Source organism: Jannaschia sp. R86511, from assembly GCF_042466345.1.
In the GTDB taxonomy this organism is placed as follows: Bacteria; Actinomycetota; Actinomycetes; order Actinomycetales; family JBBAYJ01; genus Aquipuribacter.
In genome coordinates, this window is sequence record NZ_JAXHCD010000001.1 from 1710010 (window position 1) to 1728959 (window position 18950).

Below are 18950 nucleotides of genomic sequence, written 5' to 3' on the forward strand. Positions count from 1 at the left end.
CTCGTCCCGCCCCCCGCCGTCGCCGCCCCCACGGGCGGCGGCGGCGGGGAACCCGTCACGAAGGAGTGCCATGAGCTCGACCGAGGCCAGCACCACCCACCACGCCGAGGACCTGACCCCGCGGCAGCGCAAGACCTACCAGGCGCCGCAGGGCGAGGCCGCCCGCAGCAGGCGCGAGGCCCGACGCCGTCGCCTGCCGCTGCTGCCCGCCCTGGTGCTGGTCATCGTCGCCACCCAGCTGCCGTTCCTCACCACCATCGTCGTGTCGTTCATGGACTGGAACGCGCTGCGCCCCGACCAACGCGGCTTCGCCGGGTTCGACAACTACGTCGCCGTCTTCAGCAACTCCGCCACCCGCGGCGCCGTCGTGACCACGGTCGTCCTGACCGTCGTGGTGGTCGGCGTCAGCCTGGTGCTGGGCACCCTGATCGCGCTGCTGCTCGACCGGCAGTTCCTCGGTCGCGGCCTGGTCCGGACCATGATGATCGCGCCGTTCCTGGTCGTGCCCGTCGCGGCGGCGCTGCTGTGGAAGCACGCCCTGCTCAACCCGTCCTTCGGCCTGTTCAACGGCGTGCTGACCTGGGTCTGGAGCCTGTTCGGGTCGAGCAACCCGCCGCAGGTCGCCTGGCTGACGCAGTACCCGCTGCTCAGCATCGAGATGGCGCTGATCTGGCAGTGGACGCCGTTCATGATGCTGATCATCCTGGCCGGGCTGCAGTCGCGGCCGATGGACGTGGTCGAGGCCGCCCGCGTCGACGGCGCGAACGCGCTGCAGATCTTCCGCCACCTGACGTTCCCGCACCTGCGCCGCTACCTGGAGCTGGGCGGGCTGCTCGGGGCGATCTACATCGTCCAGAACTTCGACGCCGTGTTCATCATGACCGCCGGTGCGCTCGGCACGGCCAACCTGCCGTACACGATCTACGCGACCTTCTTCCAGCGGCAGGACTACGGCCTGGCGTCGGCCCAGGGCGTCGTCGTCGTCATCGGCACGATCATCATCGCCACGTTCGCGCTGCGCGTCGTGTCGTCCCTGTTCGACGAGGAGAACCACCGATGAGCGCAGTCAGCGAACCCACGTCCACGTCGACCAACCCCGCGGTCGCCGCGACCTCGTTCAAGCAGGCCCCGCGTCCGCGCGCCAAGCGCCGCGGGAACCCGCTGTGGGGCATCTGCGCCTGGGTGGTGGGACTGCTGTTCGTCACCCCCGTGCTGTGGATGGTGCTCACCTCGTTCCACTCCGAGGTCGACGCGGCCACCAACCCGCCGTCGCTGTTCGCGCCCCTGACCCTGGACGGCTACCGGAACTTCTTCGGCATCACCGGCGGTGGCAACCCGTGGCCGCCGCTCATCAACTCCATGACCGCGTCGGTGGGTTCGACGGTCCTCGTCCTGCTGCTGGCCATCCCGGCCGCGTACGCACTGTCGATCAAGCCGGTCAAGCGCTGGACCGACGTCCTCTTCTTCCTGCTGTCGACCAAGTTCCTGCCCATCGTGGCGGGCCTGCTGCCGCTGTTCCTGTTCGCCCGGATCACGGGGCTGCTGGACAACATCAGCCTGCTCACCCTGCTCTACACGACCATGAACCTGCCGATCGCGATCTGGATGATGCGCTCGTTCCTGGCCGAGGTGCCGGTGGAGATGCTCGAGGCCGCCCAGCTGGACGGGGCCGGGCTCATCACCATCCTGCGACGGGTGGTCGCGCCGGTGGCGCTGCCGGGCATCGCGGCGACGGCGCTGATCTGCTTCATCTTCAGCTGGAACGAGCTGCTGCTCGCCCGCACGCTGACCTCGGTGGTGGCGGGGACGGCACCGGTCTACCTGACCGGGTTCGCCACGAGCCAGGGCCTGTTCCTGGCCCAGCTGTGCGCCGCGGCGTTCATGATCTCGCTGCCGGTGCTGATCGCCGGTTTCGCGGCCCAGGACAAGCTCGTGCAGGGCCTGTCCCTCGGGGCGGTCAAGTGACCCACGGCCCCACGTCGCCGGAGCGGATGCGGGTCAGCGTCCTGCTCGGCGCGGGGCACGTCGAGGTGCGGGAGCGGGACGTGCCCGCGGTGCCCCCGGGCGAGGTGCTGGTGCAGGTCGCCTCGGTCGGGGTGTGCGGCTCCGACGTGCACTACTGGCGCCACATGCGGATCGGGGACTACGTGGTGCAGCCGCCCCTCGTGCTGGGCCACGAGGTGTCCGGCCGCGTGGTCGCCGTGGGCGAGGGGGTGCCCGCCGCGCGGCTGGGGGAGCGGGTGTCGGTCGAGCCGCAGCGGCCCTGCCACACCTGCCCCGCCTGCCTGGCCGGGCGCTACAACCTGTGCGCCGACATGCGCTTCTTCGCCACCCCGCCGGTGGACGGGGCCTTCGCGGAGTACGTGCTGGTGCCGGACGTGTTCGCGCACCGGCTGCCGGAGGCGCTGTCGGACGACGCCGGTGCGCTGCTGGAGCCGCTGTCGGTCGGCATCGCCGCCCTGCGCCGGGCCGGCACGGTACCGGGGGACCGGGTCCTGGTCGCCGGGGCCGGACCGATCGGGGTCATCGTCGCGCAGGTCGCCCGCGCCTTCGGGGCGGCCGAGGTGATCGTCTCCGACCCGGTGCCGGAGCGGCGTGAGCGGGCCCTGCGGCTCGGTGCGACCGCCACGGTGGACCCCGTGTCCGACGACCTGGTCGGTCTGGACCTGGGGGTCGACGCGTTCGTGGACGCCAGCGGGGTCGCGGCCGCGGTCAGGGCCGGCATCCGGTCGCTGCGTCCGGCGGGTACCGCGGTCGTCGTCGGCCTGGGTGACGCCGACGTCTCGCTGCCGGTGGCCACCATCCAGGACCGAGAGCTCGTCGTCACCGGCGTCTTCCGCTACACCGGCACGTGGCCGCTGGCGGCCCACCTGGTCGCCTCCGGCCAGGTGGACCTGGACTGCCTGGTGACCGGTCGCCACGGCCTGGCCGACGTCGGCGCCGCGCTCGACGCCGACCTGGACCCCGGCACCCTCAAGGTCGTCGTCGAGCCCGCCGCCTGACCCTCGACCGCCCCTTGACCAATCTGGCTAATAGACTTAGCCTATGGCTAACAACATTAGCCAATGGTCGGAGGACCTCATGACCCAGCACCTGGACGTCGCCGAGGGCACCATCGCGTTCGACCTGGCCGGCGAAGGCCCCCTCGTCGTGCTGGCGCACGGCATGGGCGACAGCCGGCACGCCTACCGCTCCGTCGTCCCGGCCCTGGTCGCGGCCGGGTACCGGGTCGCCGCGGTCGACGTCCGGGGCAGCGGGGAGTCCAGCCTGGGCTGGGACGGCTACAGCCGTACGGACATCGCCGGCGACCTGCTGGCCGTGGTGCGGCACCTGGGCGGCCCTGCCGTCCTCGTCGGGCACTCCATCAGCGGCGGCGCCGTGACCGTCGCCGCCGCCTCGGCCCCCGACCTGGTCGCCGGCGTGGTCGAGCTGGCCCCGTTCACCCGGGCGCAGACGGTCTCGCTGCGCGGGCTGCTGCGGGTGCCCCGGTACCGGTCGGGGATGGCGCGGCTGCTGCAGGCGGGCCTGCGGGGCAGCGTCCCCGCCTGGACCCGCTACCTGGACCTGGCGGTGCCGACCAAGCCCGCGGACTGGGACGCCGAGCTCGCCCGCACCCGGGCCCGGCTGGCCGAACCGGGGCGGATGGCGGTCGTGCAGGCCATGGGTAGCTCCGGCCCGGGTGACGCCGGCGCCCGGCTGGCCGACGTCCGCTGCCCCGTGCTGGTCGTGATGGGTGACGCCGACCCCGACTGGGCCGATCCCCGGGCCGAGGGCGAGAAGGTCCTCGCCGACCTGCCGGCGGGTCTGGGTGAGCTGGTCGTGCTCGACGGCGTGGGCCACTACCCGCACACCGAGGCGCCCGAGCAGGTGCTGGCCTCGGTGCTGCCGTTCCTGGCCCGGACGGCCCCGCGTGCCTAGGGCCGGGCTGACCCCGGCCGTGGTGACCGTGGCCGGCGCCGAGCTGGTCGACGAGGTCGGCGTCGCCGGACTCAGCATGGGCCTGCTCGCCGAGCGGCTCGGCGTCCGGCCGCCCTCGCTGTACAAGCACGTCGACGGCCTGGCCGACCTGACCCACCGGGTGGCCGTGCTGGGGATGACCGAGGTGGGCGACGCGATCGGCGCCGCCATCCAGGGCTGCTCCGGCTACGACGCCCTGGCCGCGGCCGCCCAGGCGCTGCGGGCCTACGTCAAGGACCACCCGGGCCGGTACGCGGTGGGCAACGACGCCCGGGCCGGCGGGCCCGACGACCCGCTGGCGGCCGCGGCGGCCCGGCTGCTGGGCGTGCTCACGGCCGTGCTGCGGGGCTACCGGCTGGACCCGGGGCAGGAGGTCCACGCGTTGCGGCTGCTGCGCAGCGCGGTGCACGGCTTCGCCACCATCGAGGCCGCGGGCGGGTTCCGGCTGGAGACCGACGTCGACGAGAGCTTCCGCTGGCTGGTCGACCGGGTGGACGCGGGGCTGCGGGCGGCCGGGGCGCCCGAGTCGTCGCCGGGGCCCGACGCCCGTTAGGGACCGCCGGTCCCGGCTCAGCGGGCGGCGGGGCTGCGGCGCAGCACCTTGGCCATCGGTCGTCCCTTGGCGAGCTCGTCCACCAGCTTGTCGAGGAACCGGATGCGCTGCATCAGCGGGTCCTCGACCTCCTGCACCCGCACCCCGCAGACCGACCCCGTGATCAGCGACACGTCGGGGTTGAGGCGGGCCTCGGCGAAGAACTGCTCGAAGGTCGAGCCCGTCTGCAGGTGCCGCGCCAGCGCGTCGGCGTCGAACCCGGTCAGCCACCCGATCACCTCGTCGAGCTCGGCCCGGGTCCGCCCCTTGCGCTCCAGCTTGGCCAGGTACAGCGGGTACACGGAGGCGACGGGGGTGGTGAAGATGCGGTGCACCCGACCAGGCTAGCCAGCCGCCCGCCCGGCCGGCAGAGGCTTCGTGGTCGTGGTCGTGGGGCCGGTGCGGTGTAACCACATCGGTCGCCGGGCGAAACAGCCACGACACGTCACGGCGCTTGGATCAGGGACCCCGCCCCTGACCTCACGGAGGACCCCTGTGGCACCCACCCCGCCCACCGACGCCGAGCTCGACACCCTGATCCTGGCGCGCCTGGCGTCCATGGGCATCGACCTGACCCAGCTGCCCGAGGGCACGACCGCCGACCCCGTGACGGGCAGCCCCGGACGGCTGTCCGTGCTGGCGAGCCTGCGATCGTTCGTCCGCGGCACGGTCACCACCCTCAGCGCCTACACCGTGCCCGGCCCGGGCGGCAGCCTCGACCCCCGGTTGTCGCAGCAGGGCCCGGCGCCGCTGCTGTACCCGTCCGTCGCGACCGCCTGGACCGAGCGGTGAGCGCGCCCACCGTCGGCCGCCCGGTGGCCGGCTTCGACGACGACCAGCCCACCGACCGGTTCGTGGACCGCCGCTCGTTCCTGACCCGGATGAGCGTGCTGGCCGCGGTGGGGGCGTCGTCGGTGGCCCTACCGGCCGTCGCCCACGCCGCCCCGGCCCCCACCGTCAGCGCGGTCCCGGGGACCGTCCGGACCGAGGCGCTCGACGACATCACCGAGCTCACCATCGCCGAGGCCGCGACGCTGATCCGACGGGGCCGCCTGGCCCCGGAACGGCTGGTCGAGGCCTACCTGGACCGGATCGGGGCCTTCGACGACACCTACCAGGCCTGGAACCGGGTCCTGGCCGACGCGGCGCTCGCCCGGGCGCGGTCGCTGGGCACGCCGCCCCGGAACGCCCCGCTGCTGCACGGCGTGCCGCTGGCGATCAAGGACAACTACTACACCGCCGGGATCGAGACGTCGGTCAACTCGTTCGCCTTCGAGGGCTTCGTGCCCGAGTTCGACGCCACCGCGGTGGCGAAGCTCCTCGCGGCGGGGGCGGTGGTGCTCGGCAAGACCCAGATGGGGCCGCTGGCCACCACCCGGGCCACGACCCGGCCGGCGTCGTCACCACCGTCAACGCGTGGACGCCGAACAACGCGGCGACCAACCCGGGCGGCTCGTCGACCGGCTCCGCGACGGCCGTGGCCGGCCGCATGGCGACCTCCAGCATCGGCACCCAGACCGGCGGCTCGATCACCGCACCGTCCAACGCCCAGAACCTGACCGGCCTCAAGCCGACGATGGGTCGGGTGTCGCTGTACGGCATCGTCCCGCTGACCTACACCCGGGACCACCCCGGTCCGCTGGCCCGCGACGCCATGGACGCGGCGATCATGCTGCAGACCATGGCGGGGGAGGACCCGCAGGACCCCCGCACCCAGGGCCTGCCGCCCGTCCCGGACCTGGTGCGGGCCGCCACGCCGGTCAGCCAGGTCCGACGGGTTCGCTGGGCCACGCGGGTCGGGGTCATCCCGGGCTACACGTCGGGCACGAGCGAGACCGCCGCCGCCCGCGGCGCGTTCCTGGACACCCTGGCCGACATGTCCAACGTCGACGTCGTCGACGTCACCCTGCCCGAGGAGTGGGACCTGCTGACCGGCGGCGCGTTCAACAACGTCCGGCTGCCGGAGCGGACCGAGCCGTTCCTGCCGCTGATGCGACAGGACCTGCGCCTGCTCGGGGTGTCCGTGACCGGCTGGCTGCAGGGGGCGATGCTGGGCGGCACCGAGTTCCTGACCGGCCAGCGCGCCAAGAACCTGCTGCTGGAGCGCGTGCTGGACGACCTGTTCGCCCAGTGCGACGTCGTCGTGCAGACGTCCCCGGTGCCGTTCGACATCATCGGCCTGCCCGAGCTCGCGCTGCCGATCGGGTTCAGCGGCACCGGGGTGCCCATCGGGACCATCCTGGGCGGGCTGCCGTTCGCGGAGGACCGGCTGCTGGCCGTGGCCGCGGCCTACCAGGCCCGCACGGACTGGCACCTGCTGCGCCCGGCGGACCCGGACGACGACGGCCCCGCGCCGACCCCGTTGGGGACGCCGCGGCGGCCGTACACCCAGCGCCCGTCCGGGGTCCGGACCGCGGCCGCGGCCCGCCCCGAGCGGGGCCGGCTGCGGGCCGACGAGGTCGCCGCCCGGATGCAGTGACCCGGGAGCAGCGACCGTCGGGGCGGTCGGTCAGCCGCGGCTGACCGACCGCCGCCGCGAGCCGGCGAGCAGTCCGGCCCCCAGGCCCACCAGGACCAGGGCACCCAGCGCCAGCACGCCGCCGTCGGCCCCGGTCCGGGCCAGGGTGGCCGGCGGGCGCGGGGTGCCGGCCCGCTCGGTCGCGTCCGTCCGGCCGACGGGCCGCGCGGTGACCGGGCCGACGGCAGCCGGGTCCGCGACCGGGTTGTCGGCGACCGGGGTGCCGGTCGGTTCGTCCGGGACCACGACCTGGTCGAGCACCGTGACGCGGGTGGTGGCCACCACGCTGCTGCCGGCCGCGTTGCGGGCGCTCACCCGGACGTCGTGCACCCCCGGCGCGAGCCCGCTCATCGTCGCCCGGCGGGCGTCGGCCGGCCGCTCGACCACGCTGACGCCGGTCCCGGCCGCCGCCTGCGTGCGCCCGGCGCCCCGCGAGGACGTCGTGGTCGGGCCGCCGCCGGCCGGGCCGACCTCGACCCGGTAGCCGAGGACGGGGTGGGAGCCGGCGTCCGCGGGCTCGTCCCACACCACCTCGACGGTGCCCGGGCCCCGCTGCGCCACGGCCACCTGCCGCGGCACGCTCGGGTGCTGCCCGGACGTGACCTCGACCGTCAGGACGACCCGGGGGCCGGTCCCGGCGTCGTTGGTCGCAGCCACGGACAGCAGGTACTCGTGCCCGACGAGCAGGTCGCCGTGGACGGCCGAGAACGTGCTGGGCGAGTACGTGAAGCCGTTGCCCCAGCCGCGCTGGCCGACCCCCACGTCGTAGCCGGTCACCTCGGACGTGCCGCTCCGGTCGGGCGCCGCCCAGGTCAGGGTGACCTGGCCGGGCCCGGTCTGCACCAGCGTGACGGCCTGCGGGGCGGCCGGCCAGGTCTGCCCGGGCTCGGGCATGGTGACCGTGGTGCTGGTGGGCTGGCTGCGACCGAGCTCGGTCAGGGCGACCACCGTGACGGTGTGCTCGCCGACGGTCACGCCGCCCAGCTGCCAGCCGTTCTCACCGGTCCAGATGAAGGCGGTGTCCGCCACGCCGTCGAGCTGCACCTCGTAGCCGAGCACCTCGGGGCCGCAGTGGTTGACCGGCGCTTGCCAGGTGACCTGGACGACCTCGTGCCGCACCAGCGTGGCCTCGACCGCGGTGGGGCCGTCGCTCACGCAGGCGAGCACCTCCTCGGCGGCGGCGTCGGTCGCGTGCGGGGTGGCGGCGTCGGGCGTGCCGGTCGGGGCGGAGGCCGGCTCGGTCGTCGGCTCGGTCGTCGGATCGGTCGTCGGATCTGTCGTCGTGTCGGTGGGCGTGCCGGTCGGGTTGCTGCTCGGGCCGACGCCGGGGGTCGTGGTGGCGGTCGCGTCGGTCGGTGCCGCGGTCGGCCCGTCGGTCGGCCCGTCCGTCGGGGCCGTGCCCGGTCGGTCGGCCTCGGTGTCCGTCGGCAGGTCGGACGGCGGTTCGGTGGGTGTCGGGCGCGCCTCGGGTGCACCCGTCGGGTCGACCGCCTCGGGCCCGTCCGCCGGCGGCGTCGCGGTGCCGGGACCGGCGGCGGGCTGCTCGTCCACCGTGCCGGCGGCCAGCACGACGGCCGGCCCGGTCGAGGGCGGCGCCTGGTCGGTGACGGCCGCGGCGCCCGTGGCGCCCGTGGGGGCGAGCACGAGCAGGGCGGCGACGACGGCGACCGGTCGTGACCAGGGGCGGGGACGGCGGGGCTCGAGGCTCACGGGGACTCCTGGGTAACGGCGTCGGCGCACGACCGACACGGCCCAGGCTGTGTCGGCAGGCCACCCGTCCGGCTTGAGGCGGCGGGGCCCGCGTGGGCCCGTGTGGGGCTGCGCCTCAGCGCACCTGCAGCACCAGCAGCGCGATGTCGTCCTCGTTGACGGCCGGGGCCACCTGGTCCAGCAGCTCGTCGCAGACCGCCTCGGCGTCGCGGTGGCCGTGCCGGGCCAGCGTGGCGCAGACCCGGTCGATGCCGTCCTGCAGCCCCACGGTCCGGCGCTCGATCAGCCCGTCGGTGTGCAGCACCAGCGTGGCGCCGGGTTCCACCACGACCACCTGCTCGCGTCGGGGCGTCAGCGGGTCCAGCCCGAGCAGCAGGTCGTGCTTGTCCTCCAGCAGCTCGACGGAGCCGTCGGCGTGACGCAGCACCGGCGCCAGGTGCCCGGCGTTGGACCAGCGCACCTGCCAGCGCCGTCCGTCCTCGTGCACCACGTGCTCGAGACGGGCCAGAACCGCCGTGGCCAGGGTGTCCAGCCGCAGCCCCTCCAGGGCCCGGTCCAGCCGGGCCAGCAGAAGCGCGGGGCTGTCGTCGCTGTCGTAGGCCATGCCGCGCAGCAGGCTGCGGATCTGGGCCATGGTCGCCGCGGCCGTCCCGTCGTGGCCCGTCACGTCCCCGATGGCCAGCAGCGTGGTGCCGCTGGTGGTCATGAACGCGTCGTACCAGTCGCCCCCCACCCGCACGTGCTCCGCCGCGGGCACGTACCGGACGGCCACCTGGACCTGCTCGGGCACCGGGGGGTTCTGCAGCAGGCTGCGCTGCACCGTCTCCGACAACCGGTGGACCTCGCGGGCCGCCGCGGCCTCGGCCTCCTGGGCCCGGATCCGGTCGAACGTCTGCGAGAGCTGCGCGGCGAAGCCGTCCAGCAGCTCGAGGTGGTCGGCCTCGGGCGCCTGCTCCTCGCGCCAGCAGACCACCAGGCAGCCCAGCAGCTCACCGGCCGAGCGCAGCGGCAGGAACGCCCAGGCCTGCATCCCCGTCCGCTCGACCACGTCGGCCATCGCGGGGTGGGACGCCAGCGCCGCGGCCCGGGTCAGCATGACGCGGCGGCGACCGGTGCGGGCCACCGTGGCCGCCGGCAGGGTGCTGTCGGCCGCCAGCCAGTCGGGGTCGAGGTCCGGCCGACCGGCCGGGGCGGTGCTGAGCGGCACCCACCACGACCCGTCCGCGGTCGGCAGCACCGTCGCCGCCCCGTCCGCGCCCAGCACCGTCAACCGCTCGCGCGTGATCACGTCGGCCAGGTCGGCCACGGTCTCGGCCGTGCTCAGCCGCAGCGACAGCTCGGCCAGCCCGGTGAGCCGACGGGCCGCGCGCTCCTTGGCCTCCAACGCCGCCGTCAGGTCCTGGGCCCGGGCGAACAGGTCGGACTCCAGGTCCTCCGCGCGGCGCTGCCAGTCCGCGGCCCGGTCGTCCTGGTCCGTCGACGGGTCCGTGCCCGGCGGCGCCGCGGGGTCCCGCCGGTTCTGCCGGACCCACTCCGTCACGTCCTCCGCCCGCTGCACGACGAAGCCGGTCCGACCGTCCGGGCCCAGGACCGGGACGCTGGTCAGGGACCACCAGCGCTCGCTGAGCCCGCCGCTGGCCGTGTCGGGGATGTCGTACTTCTGCAGCGGCATCGCGTCGGGCAGGCCCGTGTCGCGGGCCCGCTCGAACGACACCTGGACCCGGGGGACGCCGTGCTCGTCCAGCGCGTCGGGGGTGGGCGGGAACGCCTCGAACACCGGCACGCCCAGGATCTCCTCGCGGCGGCGCCCGACCGTGGCCAGGTAGGCCTCGTTGGCGTCGACGATGACCAGGTCGGGCGTCATGACCAGGTAGGGGGTCGGCAGAGCCCGGAACACGGCAGCGATCTGCTGCGCGTCCGGGGCCGTCGACGGGGTCATGCGGTGAATCATGGTGGCTGGGGCCCCGACCGGGTAGCCGGTGCGCACGAACGGCTGCTCGGTAATCCGTCGGCGGTCGTCCTGCGAGTCCGCTCGCCCTGCGAACGCTGTCCGGGCAGGCTGTGACCGTGACCAACGGTGACGGCTCCTCGCTTGTCGGCGCCCTCGGGGCGCTGCGTGCCGAGCTCGACACCGTCGACCTCGCCTACGAGACCCCGGGCGTCGTCGCGGCGCGCGCGCAGGTGGTCGGGGTCTGCCGGCAGGTGGACGACTACCTGCTGCCGCGGCTGGAACGGCTGGACGCGCCGCTGCTGGTCGTGGTCGGCGGGTCCACGGGGGCCGGCAAGTCCACGCTGGTCAACAGCCTGCTCCGCCGTGAGGTCTCCCGCTCCGGGGTCCTGCGTCCCACCACCCGGGCCCCCGTGCTCGTCCACCACCCCGACGACGCCCACTGGTTCACCGACCAGCGGGTGCTGCCGGGCCTGGCCCGGGTGCACGGCGAGGAGGAGGACCTGCCCGCGGACCGGCCCATCACCACCGTCCGCCTGGTGGCCGACGAGGCCCTGCCGAGCGGGCTCGCCGTGCTGGACGCGCCCGACGTGGACTCCGTGGTCGACTCCAACCGCGAGCTGGCCGCCCAGCTGCTCGCCGCCGCGGACCTGTGGCTGTTCGTGACCACGGCCGCGCGGTACGCCGACGCCGTGCCGTGGGGTCTGCTGCACGAGGCGGCCGCCCGCGCCGCGGCGCTGGCCGTCGTCCTCAACCGGGTGCCGGCCGCGGCCCTCAACGAGGTGCGCGACGACCTGGCCGGCATGCTGGCCGCCAACGGCCTGGGGGCCTCGCCCATCTTCCCCGTGGTCGACTCCGAGGTGGAGGCCGGTCTGCTGCCCCGGCGGCCGGTCAAGGCGCTGCACGCCTGGCTGACCGGCCTGGCCTCCGACGCCGCCGCCCGGGGCGTGGTGATCCGTCGGACCGTCACCGGCGCCCTCAACACCCTCAACGACCGCGTGGTGGACATCGCCCGGGCCGCCGACGAGCAGAACGAGGCCGCGACGGAGCTGCGCACCGTGGCGCGCGACCGCTACCAGCTGGCCCGGCGCAACCTGGACACGGCGCTGTCCGACGGCTCGGTCCTGCGGGGCGAGGTGCTCACCCGCTGGCAGGAGGCCCTGGGCACCGGCGAGCTGTGGCGCGGGTTCGAGGCCGGCGTCTCCCGCGTCCGCGACCGGCTGGTCGGCCTCGTCCGCGGCAAGCGCGCCCCGGTCGAGAAGCTGGGCGAGGCGCTGCAGTCCTCCACGCACGCCCTGCTGCTGTCGGAGCTCACCGCCGCCGCGGGCGACGTGGCCAAGGAGTGGCGCGCGCGCCCGGCCGGCGCCGCCCTGCTGCTGGCCGACCCGTCGCTGGCCCGGCCCGCCGACGGCACCGACGAGCGGATCCGGCGGCTCGTGCGCGACTGGCAGGGCGCGGTCATCGACCTGGTCAACGAGCAGGGCGAGGGCAAGAAGACCCAGGCCCGCGCGGTCAGCCTGGGCGTCAACGGGGTGGGCTTCGTCCTGATGCTGGCGGTGTTCAGCCAGACCGCGGGCCTGACCGGGGGCGAGGTCGCCATCGCCGGGGGCACGGCCGTGCTGAGCCAGCGCCTGCTCGAGGCCATCCTCGGCGACGAGGCGGTCCGCACCCTGGCCGCCCGGGCCCGGGCCGACCTGCTGGACCGGGTCAACGCCATGCTGGAGACCGAGCGGCGCCGCTGGGTCGAGGCCGCGCCGGTCGCCGACGCGGGCGCCCGGATCCGGGTCGCCCTGGAGCAGCTGGAGGAGGCCCGGTGAGCGGGGCGACCCCCACCGGTCAGGACGCCCCCGCCCGTCGCGGCCGGCTGCGTCGGGGTGAGCGGTCCTCGCGCCCGGCGGAGGCGGACCCCGCCGTCGAGGTGCCGGACCTGGTCTCGCGGATCACCGAGGCGCTGGCCGTGGGCGGCGACCGCCTCGACCCCGATCGGGCCCGGGCCGCGCAGGACGAGGTCGACCGCACCGGCGCCCGGGCCCTGCTCGGCACCCAGCACACCGTGGTGGCGCTGGCCGGGGCGACGGGTTCGGGCAAGTCCAGCCTGTTCAACGCCGTGGCCGGCTTCACGATCAGCACCGTCGGGGTGCGCCGACCGACCACCTCGCACCCCGTGGCCTGCGTCTGGGGCGAGGGGGCGGACCCGCTGCTGGACTGGCTGGAGGTCCCGTCCCGGTACCGGACCGTCCACGACAGCGAGCTCGGCCGTGGTCGGGCGGCCGCGCTGGAGGGCCTGGTCCTGCTGGACATGCCCGACCACGACTCCCGCGAGACCGCCCACCGGGTCGACGTGGACCGCCTCGTCGACCGGATCGACCTGATCGTCTGGGTCGTCGACCCCCAGAAGTACGCCGACGAGGCCCTGCACGCCGACTACCTCAAGCGGCTCCGCGGTCACGACGACGTGCTGCTGGTCGTCCTCAACCAGGTCGACCGCCTCACGTCCGAGGAGCGTGACGTCGTGCTGGACGACCTGCGGCGTCTGGTCCGCGAGGACGGCCTGCCGCGGGCGACGGTGATGGCGACCTCCACCGTCACCGGGGAGGGTGTGGCGGAGCTGCGCGGGCTGTTCACCGACGCCGTGGCCTCCCGGGCCATGGCGCTCGGCCGGGCCCGCGCCGCCCTGCGGGAGACCGCGGCGGGGCTGCGGCGCGGGGTGGCCGACGACGAGCCCGGCATCGACGAGGTGGGCGGGGACCCGCGGCTCACCGAGGCGCTGGCCGGGGCGGCGTCGGTGCCTGCGGTGGTCGCGGCCGTGGAGTCCGGCTACCGCCGCGACGCCGGTCGCCACGTCGGCTGGCCCCTGACCCGCTGGGCGGGTCGGCTGCGGCGCGACCCGCTCAAGCGGCTGCGGCTGCAGGACCCGCAGCTGGGCGGGGACCTGACGGGGCTGGCCCGCTCGTCGGTGCCCGAGCCGACCCGGGCGCAGCTGGCCCGGGTCGACCTGGCGGAGCGGCAGCTGCTGGACATCGCCACCGAGGGTCTGCCCGAACGCTGGGCCGAGTCCGTCCGGCAGGCCCCGGTGCGCACCGACGACCTGCGTGACGCCCTGGACCAGGCCGTGCTGTCCACCGACCTGACCTTCCGACGGCCCGCCTGGTGGACGGTGGTGGGGCTGCTGCACGTGGTCCTCGCCGCGGCCGCCCTGCTCGGCCTGCTCGGGCTGCTGGCCCTGTTCGTCCTGGACTTCCTGCAGGTGCCCTACCCGGACCTGCCCACCGTCCCGGGGCTGCCGGCCTGGCTGCCGCTGCCGCTACCGACGGCGCTCACGGTGGTCGGGCTGCTGGGTGGCGCCCTGCTGGCCGTCGTGGCCGGGTCGTTCGTGCCCGGTCGGGCGCGGGCCCGGGCGGCCACGGCGCAGCTGCGCCTCGAGGTGGCCGTCGGCAAGGTCGCCAGGGAGCGCGTCCTGGTCCCCGTGGCGGACGTGCTCGCCGACCACCGCCGCTGCCGGGACCTGCTCACCCCCTGAGCCCTCCCGCTGTTCGCCGCCACCCGGGTCCGGGCGGTCGGCCTGCGGTGTGTCCACAGGCCCGCCCGCCCCGCCCGGGTCCACAGGGCCGGGCGCCGGGGCGGCCCGGGGCCGCGCGAGGGCGGCACGGTCGTGGGGTCGCCGGCGCAGCGCCGGCACCACGACGAAGGGGACCCACATGCTGAACGAGACCAAGGTGGCGCTGCGGGGCAACGTCGCCACCGAGCCCGTCCTGCGGGTGACGAGGAACGGCACCACCGTGTGCAGCTTCCGGGTGGCCGTCACCTCGCGGCGCTACTCCCAGACCGACAACAAGGTGGTCGACGCCGAGACCAGCTGGTACACCGTGACGGCCTGGCGCGGCCTGGCCGAGAACGTGGTCGGCAGCCTGCGCAAGGGGCAGGGGGTGCTGGTGCAGGGCCGGCTGGCGGGTGCGCGACTTCGTTCACGAGAACCAGCCGCGCACCAGCGCCGACGTCACCGCCGAGGTGGTCGGGCACGACCTGACCTGGGGCACGACGTCCTTCACGGCCAACCGCCGCTCGCGCGCCGAGGAGGCGCGCGACGACGTGGACCGCAGCGACGCCGACGAGCTGGCCCAGCAGGTCAGCCTGGAGCCGGTGGACGGGGTCGAGGGGTCGTTCGTCGACACCGGCACCGGCGAGCTGCTGGACGCCGACGACGAGCTGGACGGCACCGACAGCCTCCGCGCGGGCGCCCGCGAGGCCGAGCCGGCGTTCTGAGGCCCCGACCGGGGCCGTGGGCCGGGCTGCGGGCGGTGGCAGCCCGGTCCACCCCCTAGCCTGAGGGCGTGGCGGAATTCATCTACACCATGTACAAGGCCCGCAAGGCCCACGGCGACAAGCTGATCCTGGACGACGTCACGATGTCGTTCTACCCGGGGGCCAAGATCGGCGTCGTCGGCCCCAACGGGGCCGGCAAGTCGACCATCCTCAAGATCATGGCCGGGCTGGACCAGCCGTCCAACGGCGAGGCCCGGCTGTCGCCCGGTTACACCGTCGGCATCCTGCTGCAGGAGCCGCCCCTGAACGAGGAGAAGACCGTCCTCGGCAACGTCGAGGAGGGCCTGGGCGAGATCAAGGCCAAGCTCGACCGGTTCAACGAGATCAGCGCCCTGATGGGCGAGCCCGACGCCGACTTCGACGCCCTGATGGCCGAGATGGGCGAGCTGCAGGAGGCCCTGGACCACGCCGACGCGTGGGACCTGGACAGCCAGCTCGAGCAGGCGATGGACGCCCTGCAGTGCCCGCCGCCGGACGCCGACGTGACGATCCTGTCCGGTGGTGAGCGTCGCCGGGTCGCGCTGTGCAAGCTGCTGCTGTCCAAGCCGGACCTGCTGCTGCTCGACGAGCCCACCAACCACCTGGACGCCGAGAGCGTGAACTGGCTCGAGCAGCACCTGGCCGCCTACGCGGGCGCCGTGCTGGCCGTGACCCACGACCGGTACTTCCTGGACAACGTCGCGCAGTGGATCGCCGAGGTCGACCGCGGTCGGCTGTACCCGTACGAGGGCAACTACTCCACCTACCTGGAGAAGAAGCAGGAGCGGCTCAAGGTCCAGGGCAAGAAGGACCAGAAGCTGGCCAAGCGGCTCAAGGACGAGCTCGAGTGGGTCCGCATGAACGCCAGCGGCCGGCAGACCAAGTCCAAGTCGCGGCTGGCCCGCTACGAGGAGATGGCCCTGGAGGCCGAGCGCACCCGCAAGCTCGACTTCGAGGAGATCCAGATCCCGCCGGGCCCGCGCCTGGGCAGCGTCGTGATCGAGGTCGACGACCTGCACAAGGGCTTCGACGAGCGCGGCGAGCTGATCTCCGGGCTGTCCTTCTCGCTGCCGCGCAACGGCATCGTCGGCGTCATCGGCCCCAACGGGGTCGGCAAGACCACGCTGTTCAAGACCATCGTCGGGCTCGAGGACGCCGACGCCGGCACCGTCAAGGTCGGCGAGACCGTCAAGATCAGCTACGTCGACCAGTCCCGCGGCGGCATCGACGCCAAGAAGACGCTGTGGGAGGTCGTGTCCGACGGCCTGGACTACATCCAGGTCGGCAACGTCGAGGTGCCCTCCCGGGCCTACGTCTCGGCCTTCGGGTTCAAGGGTCCCGACCAGCAGAAGCCGGCGGGCGTGCTCTCCGGTGGTGAGCGCAACCGCCTCAACCTGGCGCTGACCCTCAAGGAGGGCGGCAACCTGCTGCTGCTCGACGAGCCCACGAACGACCTGGACGTGGAGACCCTGGGCTCCCTGGAGAACGCCCTGCTCGAGTTCCCCGGCTGCGCCGTGGTGATCAGCCACGACCGCTGGTTCCTCGACCGGGTCTGCACCCACATCCTCGCCTACGAGGGTGACGAGAAGGAGCCGGCCAAGTGGTACTGGTTCGAGGGCAACTTCGCCTCCTACGAGGCCAACAAGGTCGACCGGCTCGGCGTGGACGCGGCCCGGCCGCACCGGGTCACCCACCGCAAGCTCACGCGCGACTGACGCCCGTCCCGGGCCCGGCGTGACGGCAGGAGGCGGCAGCGGCACCGACGCTGCCGCCTTCTGCTCGTCCGCCCTGTCGTCCCCGGGGGCCTGGCGCACGGTCCGGCTGGTCCGCTCCTGGCGGGGTCGCGACGCCGACGACGTGCGGGCCTGGTTGCGCCGGCCCGGGGCGCTGCGGGTGGAGGCCCTCGACGGCACCCTCCTGGCCGCCGGGGTCCAGCCCGCCCGCCCGGTCGGTGGTCCGAACCCGGCCGCCGGGGACCGGGCCGAGCCGCCGATCTACCAGGACTACCACTGGGTGGCGATGCTCGACCCCTACGAGCTGGCCCTGGGCGCGGACCCGGTGACCGGCGCGTCCGTGGCGCCGGTCGTGGTCGACGACGTCAGGCGGGTCGTGCACCACGGCCGGCCCGCCCTGGAGGCCGTCGTGCGCACGCGGCCCGGGTACGCCCCGGTGTGCAGCTGCTGCCCCTTGCTGCCCGGTGCGGACAGCGACGACCTGCTGGCCGAGGAGGGGGCCGGTCGCGCCGCCGACCGGCAGCCCGGCCACACCCACGCCGAGCACCACGTGGTCCGCCTCGACCTCGGCACGGGCATCTGCGTGCGGACAGAGCAGGTCGGCGGGACGCAGCACGGCCGGGGCCACGACGTGGTCATCGAGGCCGTCGACGAGGACATGGCCGACGTGCTCTTCGAGACGCCGCCACGCACCCGCCGGTGGTCCCGCCGTCGCCGACGGCCGGCCTCGGGCGGCTGACGGGACCGGCTGCGGCCGGGCCGGTGCGGTGACGGCCGGGTCCCAGCCCGCCCGGACCGGCGCGCCTGGGGGTGTCAGGGGACACGGGTCGGGACCATGAGCCATGGCTGCGCTGCTACGACTCCGCGAGACCTTCTGGCTGGTGCCGGGGCTGCTCTGCCTGCTCGCGGCCGGGCTGGCGCAGGGGCTCATCGTGCTGGACGGGGCGGTGGACTCCGACGCCTGGCAGGGGCAGGCCGGCACGGTCGTCTACCTGGTCGGGGCCGACGGCAGCCGGGACCTGCTCAGCGCCATCGCCGGGTCCATGCTCGCGGTCGCGTCGACCACGTTCTCCATCACCATCGCGGTCCTGGCCCTGACGTCGTCCAGCTACGGCCCGCGCCTGGTCCGCAACTTCATGGCCGACCGGGGCAACCAGGTCGTGCTCGGCACCTACGTGGCCACCTACCTGTACGCCCTGCTGGTGCTGCGGTCCATCCGCACCCTGGACGGCGGCGACGAGCCCTTCGTGCCCCAGCTGGCCGTCAACGGCGCCGTCCTGCTGGCCGTGGTGAGCATCGGCCTGCTGGTCTGGTTCATCCACCACATCAGCGACTCCATCCAGGTGTGGACGCTCGCCGGGCGGGTCCACGGCGAGCTGCGGACGGTCGTCGACGACCTCTACCCGGAACAGCTGGGGGACGGGGCCGACCCGCACCGGACCGGTGAGCTCGTGGCCGCCGCCCTGGCGTCCGCACCCGTGACGACCGTGCGGGCCTCGCGCGGGGGGTACGTGCTGCGCGTCAGCAGCGACGACCTGCTCGAGCGGGCCGTCGCGGCCGACGTGGTCCTGGAGCTGCTGGTGCGCCCCGGCTCCTACGTCGTCGAGGGCGGTGGGCTGGCCCGCGTGCACGGGCCGGCGGCCGAGCCGGACGGCCTCGCCGACGGTGTCCGCCGCTGCCTGCCGCTGGCCGCGGCCCGCAGCCCGTTCCAGGACGTCGAGTTCGCGACCCAGCAGCTGGTCGAGCTGGCGGTCCGGGCGCTGTCGCCCGGCACCAACGACCCGTACACGGCCGTCAACGCGCTCGACGACCTGTCCGACGGCCTGGCCGCGATGGCCCGTCGCCGGATGCCGTCACCCGCCCGGCTGGACGACGACGGGGCGGTGCGGGTGGTGGCGCCGGCGGTCGTGCTCACCGACCTCGTCGACATGCTCGTGGACGCCATGCGCGCCTACGCCCTCGACCACCCGGACGTGGTGATCCGCACCATCGACGTGCTCGACCGGGTCGGTGACGGGGCGCACGGGACGACCAGGGCGCACCTGGCCGGGCAGCTGGAGCTGTTGGTGGCGCACTTCGAGCGTGGCGACCCGCACCCCCACGACGCAGCCCGGGTGCGGGCCCGGGCGAGCACGGTGCTGGGCCGCCTCCGGACTCCTGTCCCGACCTGACCCCCCCCTGCCGCCGCTG

At 74.8% G+C, this 18950-nt stretch carries 15 protein-coding genes and 2 pseudogenes; 14 read left to right on the top strand and 3 right to left on the bottom strand.

The annotated features are described in order from the left end of the window. Positions 1-70: 70 nt before the first annotated feature. The 5 genes from SJY06_RS08190 (at position 71) to SJY06_RS08210 (ending at position 4510) form a co-directional block, all read left to right on the top strand. The gene (locus SJY06_RS08190) at positions 71-1060 is read left to right on the top strand and encodes a carbohydrate ABC transporter permease (protein WP_380166443.1); all 990 of its coding nucleotides are present in this window, start codon (positions 71-73) and stop codon (positions 1058-1060) included. Further along, positions 1057-1965 (top strand): carbohydrate ABC transporter permease, encoded by a 909-nt coding sequence (locus SJY06_RS08195; protein ID WP_380166445.1) that lies wholly within the window; start codon positions 1057-1059, stop codon positions 1963-1965. Before SJY06_RS08190 ends, SJY06_RS08195 begins: the two co-directional genes overlap by 4 nt. Next, positions 1962-3002 (top strand): NAD(P)-dependent alcohol dehydrogenase, encoded by a 1041-nt coding sequence (locus SJY06_RS08200; RefSeq protein ID WP_380166447.1) that lies wholly within the window; start codon positions 1962-1964, stop codon positions 3000-3002. Before SJY06_RS08195 ends, SJY06_RS08200 begins: the two co-directional genes overlap by 4 nt. Before the next feature lie 79 nt (positions 3003-3081). Further along, on the top strand, positions 3082-3918 hold the full coding sequence (locus tag SJY06_RS08205; protein ID WP_380166449.1) for an alpha/beta fold hydrolase: 837 nt from the start codon (positions 3082-3084) through the stop codon (positions 3916-3918). Then, on the top strand, positions 3911-4510 hold the full coding sequence (locus tag SJY06_RS08210; protein WP_380166451.1) for a TetR/AcrR family transcriptional regulator: 600 nt from the start codon (positions 3911-3913) through the stop codon (positions 4508-4510). The genes SJY06_RS08205 and SJY06_RS08210 overlap by 8 nt, the downstream gene beginning before the upstream one ends. A gap of 17 nt (positions 4511-4527) precedes the next feature. Here SJY06_RS08210 and SJY06_RS08215 read toward each other — a convergent pair whose 3' ends face one another. Beyond that, entirely contained in the window at positions 4528-4884 is a 357-nt protein-coding gene (locus tag SJY06_RS08215; RefSeq protein ID WP_380166453.1) for a DUF2200 domain-containing protein, read from the bottom strand. 160 nt (positions 4885-5044) lie between these two features. Between SJY06_RS08215 and SJY06_RS08220 the strand changes: the two genes are divergently transcribed. Together SJY06_RS08220 and SJY06_RS08225 are read left to right on the top strand one after the other, a co-directional pair. Further along, positions 5045-5341 carry a hypothetical protein gene (locus SJY06_RS08220; protein ID WP_380166455.1) on the top strand — a complete coding sequence of 99 codons (297 nt, stop codon included), beginning with the start codon at positions 5045-5047 and terminating at the stop codon, positions 5339-5341. 89 nt (positions 5342-5430) lie between these two features. Beyond that, positions 5431-7028 (top strand): annotated as a pseudogene (locus SJY06_RS08225) (amidase). A gap of 30 nt (positions 7029-7058) precedes the next feature. Here SJY06_RS08225 and SJY06_RS08230 read toward each other — a convergent pair. Continuing rightward, positions 7059-8777: a fibronectin type III domain-containing protein gene (locus SJY06_RS08230; protein ID WP_380166457.1), complete on the bottom strand. Its 1719-nt coding sequence runs from the start codon at positions 8775-8777 to the stop codon at positions 7059-7061. A gap of 115 nt (positions 8778-8892) precedes the next feature. Next, positions 8893-10716 carry a SpoIIE family protein phosphatase gene (locus SJY06_RS08235; RefSeq protein WP_380166459.1) on the bottom strand — a complete coding sequence of 608 codons (1824 nt, stop codon included), beginning with the start codon at positions 10714-10716 and terminating at the stop codon, positions 8893-8895. 128 nt (positions 10717-10844) lie between these two features. On the opposite strand from SJY06_RS08235, the gene SJY06_RS08240 reads away from it, so the two are divergent. From SJY06_RS08240 to SJY06_RS08270, 7 genes and pseudogenes are all read left to right on the top strand, one after another. Beyond that, a complete protein-coding gene (locus SJY06_RS08240) occupies positions 10845-12542 on the top strand; it encodes a dynamin family protein (RefSeq protein WP_380166461.1) in 1698 nt (565 codons plus the stop codon). After that, positions 12539-14245 carry a GTPase gene (locus tag SJY06_RS08245; RefSeq protein WP_380166463.1) on the top strand — a complete coding sequence of 569 codons (1707 nt, stop codon included), beginning with the start codon at positions 12539-12541 and terminating at the stop codon, positions 14243-14245. The genes SJY06_RS08240 and SJY06_RS08245 overlap by 4 nt, the downstream gene beginning before the upstream one ends. 178 nt (positions 14246-14423) lie before the next feature. Then, positions 14424-14624, top strand: a pseudogene (locus SJY06_RS08250) (single-stranded DNA-binding protein); the annotation flags it as partial. Positions 14625-14676: 52 nt separating this feature from the next. Beyond that, positions 14677-14988 (top strand): hypothetical protein, encoded by a 312-nt coding sequence (locus SJY06_RS08255; protein ID WP_380169749.1) that lies wholly within the window; start codon positions 14677-14679, stop codon positions 14986-14988. Between the two features lie 68 nt (positions 14989-15056). Further along, the gene (gene ettA / locus SJY06_RS08260) at positions 15057-16742 is read left to right on the top strand and encodes an energy-dependent translational throttle protein EttA (protein WP_380166465.1); all 1686 of its coding nucleotides are present in this window, start codon (positions 15057-15059) and stop codon (positions 16740-16742) included. Between the two features lie 19 nt (positions 16743-16761). Next, entirely contained in the window at positions 16762-17499 is a 738-nt protein-coding gene (locus tag SJY06_RS08265) for a hypothetical protein (RefSeq protein WP_380166467.1), read from the top strand. A gap of 103 nt (positions 17500-17602) precedes the next feature. Next, a complete protein-coding gene (locus SJY06_RS08270) occupies positions 17603-18931 on the top strand; it encodes a DUF2254 domain-containing protein (protein WP_380166469.1) in 1329 nt (442 codons plus the stop codon). Positions 18932-18950: the final 19 nt, after the last annotated feature.

What these genes read in the sequence shown, in the direction of transcription:
- SJY06_RS08190 (WP_380166443.1), top strand. Translation starts at nt 71, where the DNA reads ATGAGCTCGACCGAGGCCAGCACCACCCACCACGCCGAGGACCTGACC.
- SJY06_RS08195 (WP_380166445.1), top strand. Translation starts at nt 1,057, where the DNA reads ATGAGCGCAGTCAGCGAACCCACGTCCACGTCGACCAACCCCGCGGTC.
- SJY06_RS08270 (WP_380166469.1), top strand. Translation starts at nt 17,603, where the DNA reads ATGGCTGCGCTGCTACGACTCCGCGAGACCTTCTGGCTGGTGCCGGGG.
- SJY06_RS08205 (WP_380166449.1), top strand. Translation starts at nt 3,082, where the DNA reads ATGACCCAGCACCTGGACGTCGCCGAGGGCACCATCGCGTTCGACCTG.
- SJY06_RS08235 (WP_380166459.1), bottom strand. Translation starts at nt 10,716, where the DNA reads ATGACCCCGTCGACGGCCCCGGACGCGCAGCAGATCGCTGCCGTGTTC.